The sequence below is a fragment of the Caulobacter sp. genome (assembly GCF_049283275.1).
Lineage (GTDB): Bacteria > Pseudomonadota > Alphaproteobacteria > Caulobacterales > Caulobacteraceae > Caulobacter.
Window position 1 is genome coordinate 1 of record NZ_JBAPVS010000109.1, and the last position, 10,473, is coordinate 10,473.

The window sequence follows — 10,473 nt, forward strand, 5'->3', positions numbered from 1 at the left end:
GGCCAGGGTGGCGGCGGCCAGGGCCGCGCCGGCCGCGTCCAGCGTCCGCTGCTGGTCGGTCTCGAGCATCGCGACCCGACCCTCCAGCTGCGCCACGTCCTCAGCGGCCGGCGGCGGGACGGCGACGGGGTTGGGCGCGCCGTAGAGCGGTTGGACCGTTCCTGTCTGAACCGGCGGCGGGCTTGCGGCGGGCTGCTGGATCGCCGGCGGCGGCTTGGCGCCCGTGAACCAGGTCGGGCCGAATCGCGCCAGGGCCGCGCCGGCCGCCACGCAAAGGATCCCGAAGGCGATCAGCGCCCAGAAGCCCGGCCCCAGAAGGCGACGACGTCCATACAGCGCCGGGTCGCGCGGAGCGGCGGATTCAACGGGGTCGGGAGCGATCGTCATACGCCATTCGTGCCCCACGCCGCCGCGCCGCGCAATCGTTCAGCTAGGGCGTGAGCAGATCAAGCAGCGCGGTTTCGCTCGGGTGCGGCGCCGACGTCACGCAACCCAGACGTCCCGCCTGTACGAGCGTCCCAAGCGGCCGCGCCACCGCCGAAGACAGGCAAAGCGCCCGCAAGCCGGGGGCGGGAAGCCGCTCCAGCCACCCGGACAGGACCCGCGCGGCGCGCGGCGAATGCAGCAGCACCGCCTCCAGGCCGTCGAGCCCGGCCAGGGTCGAGGGCGAAGGATCGCGATCAAGGGTTTCGTAGACCGCCAGGCGGCGCGCGCTCAGCCCCCCCGCCACCAGGGGCGAGATGAGATCGCCCGCCGGCTCCAGGGCGCAGGGGTGCAGCACCGCCCCATCCAACCGCGCCGCCTGGCTCACGATCAGGGCCGCCAGGGCCTGGACGTCGCCGTCGGCCGAGACGACGTCGACAAAGCCCGCCTCCAGCGCCGCCCGCGCCGTGCGGTCGCCGACCGCGAAGACCGGCCGATCCCGATCCCCGTGCAGGCGGGCGAAGGCGGCCACGCCGTTGACGCTGGTGAAGGCCAGGACCGCGACGTCGGTGAGGTCGACGGGCGGCGAGAGGTCGCGGACCGCCAGCAGGGGATCGACCAGCGGTTCCAGACCCATGGCGATGAGACGGGCGGCGGTGGCCTCCGCGCCCGGCAAGGCCCGGGTGACCCAGATCCGCCGCGCGCCGCCCCTCGCCGCCGCCGTCATGGGCCTATTCCGTCAGGATCAGGGCCGGACCGCCCTCGACGCGGACGGCGGCGCCGAGCTCCAGGCCCAGGGCCCGGGCTTCGTCGGCGGCGTCGACGCTCGACAAAACCACCGCGCCCTCGCGACGGAAGCGTTGGACGCCGTCCGGGGTCAGGGCCTCGACGATCATCGTCAGCGTCAGGCCGTCCAGCCGGGCATAGGCCCCGATCGCCGTGCGGCACGAGCCTTCCAGGGCGTAGAGGGCCCCGCGCTCGGCGGCGACGGCCAGGGTGGTGACCTGGCAACGCACGGCCTGCAGCCACGGCAGGTCGACATCCTCGGCCCGGGTCTCGATGACCAGGGCGCCCTGGCCCGGAGCCGGCGGGGCGGCGATCGGGTCGAGCCAACTGCGGGCGACATGGCCCAGGCCCATCCGATTGAGGCCGGCCTGGGCCAGCAGGATGGCGTCGGCCTCGCCCCGCTCCAGCTTGGCCAACCGGGTGTCGACATTGCCGCGCAGCATGATGATCTCCAGGTCGGGCCGCACATGCAGGGCCTGGGCCTGGCGGCGCAGCGACGCGGTGCCCAGGCGCGCGCCCTTCGGCAGATCCTCCAGCCGCTCGGCGACGTGGCTGACGAAGGCGTCGCGCGCATCCTCGCGCTCGGGCACGGCGGCCAGGACCAGCCCCGGCGGCAGTTCGGCCGGCATGTCCTTCAGCGAATGGATGGCGCAGTCGATGCGGCCGTCGAGCAGGGCCTCCTCGATCTCCTTGGTGAACAGGCCCTTGCCGCCGATCTCCATCAGCCGGCGATCCTGGATGCGGTCGCCGCTGGTGACGATCGGGATCAGTTGGGCGAAGGCGTCGAGATCGTCGCCGGGGCCCCAACCAAGGGCGGTGGCGATACGGGCCTGCATCAGGCCGGACTGGGCCAGCGACAGCTTGGAGCCGCGCGCACCGATACGGATGGGTTGCCGGGACAAGGTTCGAACGTTACCTGCAAGGTCGAAAGACGTCTTGCCTGCTACAGGAGCGGCGAAGCGGCCGCAACCGAATGACCCCCTTAAGTAAAATGGTCCTCACCATCCTTGGACTGGAAACCAGCTGCGACGAGACCGCCGCGTCCGTCGTGCGCCGGGACGAGGACGGCCGCGTTACGGTGCTGTCGTCGATCGTCGGCACCCAGTTTGAGCAGCACGCCCCGTTCGGCGGGGTGGTGCCCGAGATCGCCGCCCGCGCCCATGTCGAGGCCATCGACGCGGTGGTCGCCGAGGCGATGCGGACGGCGGGGATCGGCTTCGACGCCCTGGACGGCGTGGCCGCCACGGCCGGACCCGGCCTGGTCGGCGGGGTGATGGTCGGCCTGGCGTTCGGCAAGGCCGTGGCCCTGGCCCGGGACCTGCCGCTGGTGGCGGTCAACCACCTGGAGGGCCATGCGGTCTCGGCCCGGCTCGGGGCGACGATCGACTATCCGTTCCTGCTGCTGCTGGTCTCCGGCGGTCACTGCCAGCTGCTGGACGTGGCCGGGGTTGGGGCCTGCACCCGCCTGGGCACCACGATCGACGACGCGGCCGGCGAAGCCTTCGACAAGATCGCCAAGAGCCTGGGCCTGCCCTATCCCGGCGGGCCGGCCCTGGAAGCGCTGGCCAAGTCCGGCGACCCGAGCAAGTTCGACCTGCCCCGCGCCCTGCTGGGCCGCAAGGACTGCGACTTCTCGTTCTCGGGCCTGAAGACCGCCGCCGCGCGGCTGGCTGAGAAGGTCACGTCGGAGCGGGAACGCGCCGACCTGGCCGCCGCGGTGCAGTTCGCCATCGCCCGCCAGCTGTCGGAACGCACCGACCGGGCCATGAAGCTCTACGCCGCCGGCCATCCGGGCCAGGCGCTGCGCTTCGTCGTGGCCGGCGGGGTGGCGGCCAACGGCGCGGTGAAAGAGGCGCTGCGGAAGAACTGCGCCGACAACGGTTTCAGCTTCGACGCCCCGCCCCTGGCCTATTGCACCGACAACGCCGCCATGATCGCCCTGGCCGGGGCCGAACGGTTGGCGGTCGGGATCTCCGACGATCTGGACGCCGTGGCGCGTCCGCGCTGGCCCCTGGACGAGGCGGCCGCGTTATCCAATCCGAGCAACAGTTTCGGTCGCAAGGGAGCCAAGGCATGACGTTCAAGCATGTGGGCGTCATCGGCGCGGGGGCCTGGGGCACCGCCCTGGCCCAGGTCTGCGCCCGGGCCGGCCTTCAGGTCACCCTGCAGGCCCGCGAGCCCGAGGTCGTGGCCTCGATCGCCGCCGACCGCGAAAATACGATGTTCCTGGCGGGCGTGAAGCTGGAGGACGCCGTCGCCGCCTCGGCGGACATGGCGGCCCTGTCGGCCTGCGACCTGATCCTGGCCGTGCCGCCCGCCCAGCACCTGCGCTCGGCGCTCACCGCCCTGAAGCCGCATCTGCAAGCGGGCGTGCCGGTGGTGCTGTGCTCCAAGGGCGTCGAGCAAGGCACGCTGAAGCTGATGAGCGACGTGGCCGCCGAGGTGTTGCCGAGCGCACCGATCGCCGTGCTGTCGGGGCCCAGCTTCGCCGGCGAGGTGGCGCGCGGCCTGCCCACCGCCGTGACCCTGGCCTGCGAAGACGAGGCCCTGGGCCGCCGGATCGGTCAAGCCATCGCCATCCCGACCTTCCGTCCCTATTGGGCCGACGACGTGATCGGGGCCGAGGCCGGCGGGGCGGTCAAGAACGTCCTGGCCATCGCCTGCGGCATCGTCGAGGGCAAGGGCCTGGGCCGCAGCGCCCACGCCGCCCTGATCACCCGCGGCTTCGCCGAACTGACCCGCCTGGCCGTGGCCCTGGGCGGCAAGAGCGAGACCGTCGCGGGCCTGTGCGGCCTGGGCGACCTGGTCCTGACCTGCTCCAGCCCCCAATCGCGCAATATGAGCGTGGGCCTGGCGCTGGGCGGGGGCCAGACCCTGGAACAGGCCCTGGCCGGCAAGGTCTCGGTGGCCGAGGGCGTGGCCTCCGCGCCCGCCGTCCGCGCCCTGGCCCGCTCGCTGAACGTCGAGACTCCGATCTGCGAGGCCGTCGCCGCCATCCTGGCCGGCGAGGTCGGCGTCGACAGCGCCATCCTCGGCCTGCTGTCACGGCCGCTGAAGGCCGAGGTTTAGGGCGCGGTGCGTCCTTCGACAGGCTCAGGATGAGGACGATTGTTCAGCCCGAGCAGTAGAAATCCTCATCCTGAGCCTGTCGAAAGACGAGGATTTCGGACCAAGACTCTTCACGAAAGGACCACCGCCCATGCCGCTCTACGCCATCGTCTGCAAGGACAAGCCCGGCGCGCTCGAGACCCGTCTGGCCACCCGTCCGACCCACCTGGACTATCTGAACAACTCCAAGACCCTGAAGCTGGCCGGCGCCTTGCTGGACGACGACGGCAATCCGATCGGCTCGATCATCGTGGTAGAGGCCGAAGACAAGGCCGCCGCCCAGGCCCAGGCCGACAACGACCCCTTCACCGCCGCCGGGGTGTTCGAGAGCGTCGAGGTTCACGCCTGGCGGCTGGCGATCGGCAGCCTTTGAGCCGAACCGACCCGGACAATCCCGCGCGCCCCGCGCCCGGCAGCGTGCTCTGCGCCCTGGACGAGATCGCCTCGCCCGGCGCGCGGGGCTTTCGCTTCCGGGCCGACGACGCGGTGTTCGCGGGGTTCGTCATCCGGCGGGGCGAGACGGTGGTCGGCTATGTCGACAGCTGCCCGCACGCCGGCTGGCCGCTGGCCGGGCCGAACGGCCGGTTCCTGACCCGCGAGAACGACCTGATCCTCTGCGCCGGCCACGCGGCCCTGTTCCGGATCGAGGATGGGGCGATGGTGGCCGGGCCGTGCTCGAACGTCTCCCTAACGCCGTGGCCGGTGGCGGTGCGGGACGGCGCGGTGGTCACGGCCTGACCCAGGGCGGTCGCCAAGCTTCGGCGTCGCGGCTAGGCTGGGAGCGAGCGATCAGTACGGAGGGCGCCATGGATCTCATTCTGCTGCGGCCGGGCGATGCAAGCCTGTTCCAGGGCCTGGATATGGGCGTGGACCTGGGCAAGATCGACGGCCTGCCGGACGGGCCCGACGCGCCCGACCCCAGCCGCTGCCTGAAGCTGATCTCGATCGGCCAGGGCCTGAAGCAGCAGATGACGACCGACGTCAGCAACATGGCGCGCACCTCGGGCCGTCCGATCATCACCGAGATCGCCTGCGTGAAAGCGATCGACGCCGCCTCGGTGCGGCTCTACGACGCCTGCATGCGGGTCAAATCGCTCGGGGCGGGCGAGCGGCAGCCCACCTTCATCTACGTCCTGCGCAGCTCGGGCGACAAATACGCGGTGGTGCAGACCATCGCCCTGCGCGACGCCCTGGTCAGCGAGATCGAATTCCAATCCCACCCTGACGACATGCCGACTGAGCGGTTCAAGCTCAACTTCACCGAAATCCTCTGGACCTACGTCGTGCAGACGGCGGGCGCGACGACCGGCCAGGTCAGCGCCGGCTGGAGCCTTGCCCGCAACCGGCCGATCGGCGCCTTCACCGCCTGACCGACGGGCCCGCGCAGCCCAGAGCTAGATCCGGGCCTCCGCCGAGAACGCCGCCAGATCCTCGATCAGCGACTTGGCCGCCTGGGCCACCAGCTCTCCGCCCTTTTCGGGCGTGGCCTGTGCCGGGTCCGAGCCCATGCGGCCGTCGGCGTAGCGGGCGCGGAAGTCCAGAGCTTCGCGGATCGGGCCGGTCGGGGCGATCTTCGGCGCGTACGGGACATCCTTGATGGTGTCCGGATAGGCCCACTGGGTGACGGCGATCTCGGACGGCGTGGCGTGGCTGCCATGGCCCGTCGGGAACTGCCGATTGGCCAGCGGCAGGACCCCCTGCAGGTCCCACCAGTTCTTCAGCTTCAGGGCGAAGGGCGCACGCTCCCTGCGGAAGCTGTACTCGGCGTAAATCTCCGAGAAGGCCGCCTCGATCGAGGCGACATTCCCGCCGTGGCCGTTGAGGAAATAGATCTTCTCGAAACCGTGAGCCCCCAGCGAGCGCACCCAGTCGCCGATCGCGGCGATGAAGGTCGAGGGCCGCAGGAAGATGGTGCCCGGAAAGGCCAGGTGATGCTGGGCCATGCCGACATTGAAGGTCGGGGCCACCAGCACGCTGTCCGACTGCTTGGACGCCTCGTGCGAGATGATCTCCGGACACAGCCAGTCGGTGCCCAGAAGCCCCGTCGGCCCATGCTGCTCGTTCGAGCCGATCGGCACCACCACCGTCTTGGAGGTCGCCAGATAGGCCTCGATCTCGGGCCAGGTCGAAAGGGCGAGCAGCATGGCTGGAAACTCCGCGAGAAATCCTGGGCGGCGCTGGGAAAGACGCGCGCCTACAAATTGGGGACGGCTTTACGCCATCCAATGGTGAAGCCGAACCTTTGGCGGATCAGGAGAGACGTCCATGACGCTCAAACTCGGCGACATTGCGCCGGACTTCACCCAGGACACCACCGAAGGCCCGATCCGTTTCCACGACTGGGCCGACGGCGCGTGGGTGGTGCTGTTCTCGCACCCCAAGGACTTCACCCCCGTCTGCACCACCGAGCTGGGCGCGGTGGCGCGCCTGAAGCCCGAGTTCGACAAGCGCGGCGTCAAGGTCATCGGCCTGTCGGTCGACCCTGTGGACAACCACGCCCGCTGGGCCGCCGACATCGCCGAGACGCAGGGGACCGCCCCGAATTTCCCGATGATCGCCGACACCGACCTGAAGGTCTCCAAGCTCTACGGCATGCTGCCGGCCGACACGGCGGGGGGCTCGGACGGCCGCACGGCCGCCAACAACGCCACGGTCCGCAACGTCTTCATCATCGCGCCCGACAAGACCATCAAGCTGATCCTAGTCTATCCGATGACCACCGGCCGCAATTTCGATGAGATCCTGCGGGTCATCGACTCGATGCAGCTGACCGCCGCCCACAAGGTGGCCACCCCGGCCGACTGGAAACAGGGCCAGGACGTGATCATCGTCCCCTCGGTCAGCGACGAGGACGCCAAGGGTCTGTTCCCGGCCGGATGGACCACCCACAAGCCCTATCTGCGCACCACCAAGCAGCCGGGTTGAAAGCCCTCCGCGGCGAGGCGCCGTTGACCGATCGGCGCCCCCGCCGCGCATTGGCGACAAAATCCCGAATGGTCTTCTTGCGCCCCGCCCTTCGCCGGGCATAACTCCCGGCCAACAAGACAAAGGGAGTGCACGGCGTGAGCGACGGACAGGTTTTTCCGGTTCCCGACGACTGGGCGGGCAAGGCCCATATCAACGCCGCCGGCTATGAGGCCGCCCTGGCCCGGGTCGAGTCCGACCCCGAGGGCTATTGGCGCGACTTGGCCAACCGTCTGGACTGGATCAAGGCTCCGACCCAGATCAAGGATGTCTCTTTCGCCAAGGACGACTTCCGCATCCACTGGTACGCCGACGGGGTGCTGAACGCCTCGGTCAACTGCATCGACCGTCACCTGCCGCACCGCAAGGACGAGGTCGCCCTGATCTTCGAGGGCGACGAGCCGGGCCATTCCCATACCGTCACCTACGGCGAGCTGCACGAGCAGGTCTGCCGCATGGCCAACGTCCTCAAGGTCCAGGGCGTGCGCAAGGGGGACCGGGTGACCATCTACCTGCCGATGATCCCGATCGCGGCGGTGGCGATGCTGGCCTGCGCCCGGATCGGCGCGGTGCACTCAGTGGTGTTCGGCGGCTTCTCGCCCGACTCCATCGCCGGCCGCATCCAGGACTGCGGCTCCCACTTCGTGATCACCGCCGACGAGGGCCGGCGCGGCGGCAAGCGCGTGCCGCTGAAGGCCAATATCGACCAGGCGCTGGAGCACTGCCCGTGGGTGACCAAGGTCTTGATGGTGCGCTGGACAGGGGCCGAGGTTCCGCTGGCCACGCACCGCGACGTGGTCTGGGAGGACGTCAAGGACAGCGTCTCGGCGACCTGCGAGCCCGAGCCGATGAACGCCGAGGACCCGCTGTTCATCCTCTACACCTCCGGCTCGACCGGAAAGCCCAAGGGCGTGCTGCACACCACCGGCGGCTATCTGGCCTGGGCCAGCTGGACCCACGAGGCGGTGTTCGACTATCGGCCGGGAGAGGTGTTCTGGTGCACCGCCGACGTCGGCTGGGTGACCGGCCACAGCTATGTGGTCTACGGCCCGCTGGCCAATGGCGGGACCAGTCTGATCTTTGAAGGCGTGCCCAACTATCCGACCCCGGCCCGGTTCTGGGAGGTGGTCGACAAGCACAGGGTCGAGATCTTCTACACCGCCCCCACGGCCCTGCGCGCCCTGATGCGCGAGGGCGACGACTGGGTCGCCCAGAACGACCTGTCGTCCCTGCGGCTGCTGGGCAGCGTGGGCGAGCCGATCAATCCGGAAGCCTGGCTCTGGTACCACCGCGTGGTCGGCAAGGACCGCCTGCCGATCGTCGACACCTGGTGGCAGACCGAGACCGGCGGCGTATTGGTTTCGCCCCTGCCCGGCGCCACGGCCCTGAAGCCCGGCTCGGCCACCAAGCCCCTGCCCGGCGTCAAGCTCCAGCTGGTCGACGCCGAGGGCAAGGTCCTGGACGGCGCGACCGAGGGCAATCTGGTCATCACCGACAGCTGGCCGGGCCAGATGCGCACGGTCTATGGCGACCATGGCCGGTTCTTCGAGACCTATTTCTCGGCCTATCCCGGCAAGTACTTCACCGGCGACGGCTGCAGGCGCGACGAGGACGGCTACTACTGGATCACCGGGCGGGTCGACGACGTGATCAACGTCTCGGGCCACCGCCTGGGCACCGCCGAGATCGAGAGCGCCCTGGTCGCGCACGACACGGTCGCCGAGGCCGCCGTGGTCGGCTATCCGCACGACATCAAGGGTCAGGGCGTCTACGCCTATGTGACGTTGAAGTCGGAGGTCGAGGCCACCGACCAACTGCGCAAGGACCTGATCCTCTGGGTGCGGGCGGAGATCGGTCCGTTCGCCGCGCCGGACGTTCTGCAATGGGCGCCGGGCCTGCCCAAGACCCGCTCGGGCAAGATCATGCGCCGCATCCTGCGCAAGATCGCCGAGAACGAACTGGGCAGCCTGGGCGACACCTCGACCCTGGCCGATCCGTCGGTGGTCGACGACCTGGTGAAAAATAGGGCCAAGGCCTGATGCGCTAAGGGCGGAAACTCGGCTAGGCTGGCGTCATGCCTGGCCGAGCCCTTGTCGTTGCTTTCGTGATGCTGGCGGCCCCCGCGGTCGCCAAGGCCCAGGGCGCCAGCCCCGACTGGCTGCACCGGATCGAAAGCGGCGACGTCGCGCTGGACGCCCACACCGACCCCAGCGGCCGCGGGGGTCAAGTACGGGCGATGATCGACATCGCCGCCCCGCCGCAAGTGGTCTGGACCACCATCCTAGACTGCGAGCGGGCCGCCCGGATGACCCCCAGCGTCAAGAGCTGCCGCGTGCTGTCCCGCGACGCCGGCGGCCGCATGGAGCTGCGCGAGCACGTCGTCAAATGGAGCTTCCTGCTGCCGGCCCTGCACTCGACCTCGCGCCTGACGTTGGACCCTTACCGGCGCATCGGCTTTCGGTGTGAGGCGGGCGACATCAAGGATTGCGAAGGCCAGTGGCTGCTCGAGCCGCTTGAGAACGGGAAGGGCACCCGCGTCACCTACGAGAACCGCGCCACCGCGCCCTTCGGCCTGCCCAACGGCATGGCGACCATGGCCATGCGCCGCGACGTTCCCAACGCCTTGCGGGCCCTGCGCCGAGAGAGCGTGGCGGCGGCGCGATGATCCCACGACCTCTGGACGGCCCCGACGCCCTCTGGCTGTTCGACGGTGTCTGCAACCTCTGCTCGGGCTCGGTCCGGGCGGTGCTGGCCATCGACCGCGAGGGCCTGATCCGGTTCACCCCGATCCAGTCGGCCTACGGCCGCCAACTGGCCCTGGACCACGGGATCGATCCGGACCAGCCGACCAGCTTCCTGTTTCTCGACGGCGGCCGGGCCCTGGAGAAGAGCACGGCGATCCTGGCCCTGCTGCGTCGGCTGGGCCCGCCCTGGTCGTGGCTGTCCGTGATCGGCGTCCTGCCCCGACCCTGGCTGGACGGCGCCTATGACTGGCTGGCCGCCAACCGCTATCGGCTGATGGGCAAGCGCTCGACCTGCATGCTGCCCACACCCGAACAGAAGGCCCGCTTCGTGCTGGAGCCGCCCCCGTCATGAGAGCGGCTGCATGACTGCTCGCGGCCTGTTCCCCGGTCTGCTCGGCGACGGCTGGAAAGCCCTGCCCGACCCCGTCCGGCGCGCCCACGCCGGAAC

12 protein-coding genes and 1 pseudogene are annotated in these 10,473 nt (G+C 70.1%); 9 read left to right on the plus strand and 4 right to left on the minus strand.

The features are described 5' to 3' along the window. The 3 genes and pseudogenes from WAL33_RS05280 to hemC all read right to left on the minus strand — a co-directional run. Nucleotides 1-387 (minus strand): annotated as a pseudogene (locus WAL33_RS05280) (hypothetical protein); the annotation flags it as partial. A gap of 43 nt (nucleotides 388-430) precedes the next feature. Then, nucleotides 431-1,150: a uroporphyrinogen-III synthase gene (locus tag WAL33_RS05285; RefSeq protein ID WP_422179200.1), complete on the minus strand. Its 720-nt coding sequence runs from the start codon at nucleotides 1,148-1,150 to the stop codon at nucleotides 431-433. 4 nt (nucleotides 1,151-1,154) lie between these two features. Beyond that, a complete protein-coding gene (hemC, locus tag WAL33_RS05290) occupies nucleotides 1,155-2,111 on the minus strand; it encodes a hydroxymethylbilane synthase (RefSeq protein WP_422179202.1) in 957 nt (318 codons plus the stop codon). A 71-nt stretch (nucleotides 2,112-2,182) separates the two neighbouring features. On the opposite strand from hemC, the gene tsaD reads away from it, so the two are divergent. The 5 genes from tsaD to WAL33_RS05315 all read left to right on the plus strand — a co-directional run bounded on the left by tsaD (nucleotide 2,183) and on the right by WAL33_RS05315 (nucleotide 5,687). Beyond that, on the plus strand, nucleotides 2,183-3,286 hold the full coding sequence (tsaD, locus tag WAL33_RS05295) for a tRNA (adenosine(37)-N6)-threonylcarbamoyltransferase complex transferase subunit TsaD (protein ID WP_422179204.1): 1,104 nt from the start codon (nucleotides 2,183-2,185) through the stop codon (nucleotides 3,284-3,286). Continuing rightward, nucleotides 3,283-4,278 carry an NAD(P)H-dependent glycerol-3-phosphate dehydrogenase gene (locus WAL33_RS05300; protein ID WP_422179206.1) on the plus strand — a complete coding sequence of 332 codons (996 nt, stop codon included), beginning with the start codon at nucleotides 3,283-3,285 and terminating at the stop codon, nucleotides 4,276-4,278. Before tsaD ends, WAL33_RS05300 begins: the two co-directional genes overlap by 4 nt. A gap of 130 nt (nucleotides 4,279-4,408) precedes the next feature. Next, nucleotides 4,409-4,690, plus strand: coding sequence for a YciI family protein (locus WAL33_RS05305; protein WP_422179207.1), 282 nt, complete (start codon nucleotides 4,409-4,411; stop codon nucleotides 4,688-4,690). Continuing rightward, nucleotides 4,687-5,055, plus strand: a complete 369-nt coding sequence (locus WAL33_RS05310; protein WP_422179209.1) for a Rieske (2Fe-2S) protein — start codon at nucleotides 4,687-4,689, stop codon at nucleotides 5,053-5,055. The genes WAL33_RS05305 and WAL33_RS05310 overlap by 4 nt, the downstream gene beginning before the upstream one ends. Nucleotides 5,056-5,123: 68 nt before the next feature. Next, nucleotides 5,124-5,687, plus strand: a complete 564-nt coding sequence (locus WAL33_RS05315) for a type VI secretion system tube protein Hcp (RefSeq protein WP_422179211.1) — start codon at nucleotides 5,124-5,126, stop codon at nucleotides 5,685-5,687. Nucleotides 5,688-5,711: 24 nt separating this feature from the next. On the opposite strand, the gene WAL33_RS05320 is transcribed toward WAL33_RS05315, so the two are convergent. Beyond that, nucleotides 5,712-6,461: a creatininase family protein gene (locus tag WAL33_RS05320; protein ID WP_422179213.1), complete on the minus strand. Its 750-nt coding sequence runs from the start codon at nucleotides 6,459-6,461 to the stop codon at nucleotides 5,712-5,714. A gap of 121 nt (nucleotides 6,462-6,582) precedes the next feature. Here WAL33_RS05320 and WAL33_RS05325 point away from each other — a divergent pair, with 121 nt between their 5' ends. The 4 genes from WAL33_RS05325 to WAL33_RS05340 all read left to right on the plus strand — a co-directional run bounded on the left by WAL33_RS05325 (nucleotide 6,583) and on the right by WAL33_RS05340 (nucleotide 10,377). Beyond that, nucleotides 6,583-7,242, plus strand: a complete 660-nt coding sequence (locus tag WAL33_RS05325; protein ID WP_422179214.1) for a peroxiredoxin — start codon at nucleotides 6,583-6,585, stop codon at nucleotides 7,240-7,242. A gap of 137 nt (nucleotides 7,243-7,379) precedes the next feature. Next, nucleotides 7,380-9,320 (plus strand): acetate--CoA ligase, encoded by a 1,941-nt coding sequence (acs, locus tag WAL33_RS05330; RefSeq protein WP_422179216.1) that lies wholly within the window; start codon nucleotides 7,380-7,382, stop codon nucleotides 9,318-9,320. 35 nt (nucleotides 9,321-9,355) lie between these two features. Next, entirely contained in the window at nucleotides 9,356-9,946 is a 591-nt protein-coding gene (locus WAL33_RS05335; RefSeq protein ID WP_422179218.1) for an SRPBCC family protein, read from the plus strand. Next, complete coding sequence (locus WAL33_RS05340; protein WP_422179220.1) at nucleotides 9,943-10,377, plus strand: thiol-disulfide oxidoreductase DCC family protein; 435 nt, start codon at nucleotides 9,943-9,945, stop codon at nucleotides 10,375-10,377. The genes WAL33_RS05335 and WAL33_RS05340 overlap by 4 nt, the downstream gene beginning before the upstream one ends. Nucleotides 10,378-10,473 lie beyond the last annotated feature (96 nt).

Coding starts and splice junctions, on each gene's coding strand:
- WAL33_RS05285 (WP_422179200.1), bottom strand. CDS start 1,150: ATGACGGCGGCGGCGAGGGGCGGCGCGCGGCGGATCTGGGTCACCCGG.
- tsaD (WP_422179204.1), top strand. CDS start 2,183: ATGACCCCCTTAAGTAAAATGGTCCTCACCATCCTTGGACTGGAAACC.
- WAL33_RS05300 (WP_422179206.1), top strand. CDS start 3,283: ATGACGTTCAAGCATGTGGGCGTCATCGGCGCGGGGGCCTGGGGCACC.
- WAL33_RS05305 (WP_422179207.1), top strand. CDS start 4,409: ATGCCGCTCTACGCCATCGTCTGCAAGGACAAGCCCGGCGCGCTCGAG.
- WAL33_RS05315 (WP_422179211.1), top strand. CDS start 5,124: ATGGATCTCATTCTGCTGCGGCCGGGCGATGCAAGCCTGTTCCAGGGC.
- WAL33_RS05320 (WP_422179213.1), bottom strand. CDS start 6,461: ATGCTGCTCGCCCTTTCGACCTGGCCCGAGATCGAGGCCTATCTGGCG.
- WAL33_RS05325 (WP_422179214.1), top strand. CDS start 6,583: ATGACGCTCAAACTCGGCGACATTGCGCCGGACTTCACCCAGGACACC.
- WAL33_RS05335 (WP_422179218.1), top strand. CDS start 9,356: ATGCCTGGCCGAGCCCTTGTCGTTGCTTTCGTGATGCTGGCGGCCCCC.
- WAL33_RS05340 (WP_422179220.1), top strand. CDS start 9,943: ATGATCCCACGACCTCTGGACGGCCCCGACGCCCTCTGGCTGTTCGAC.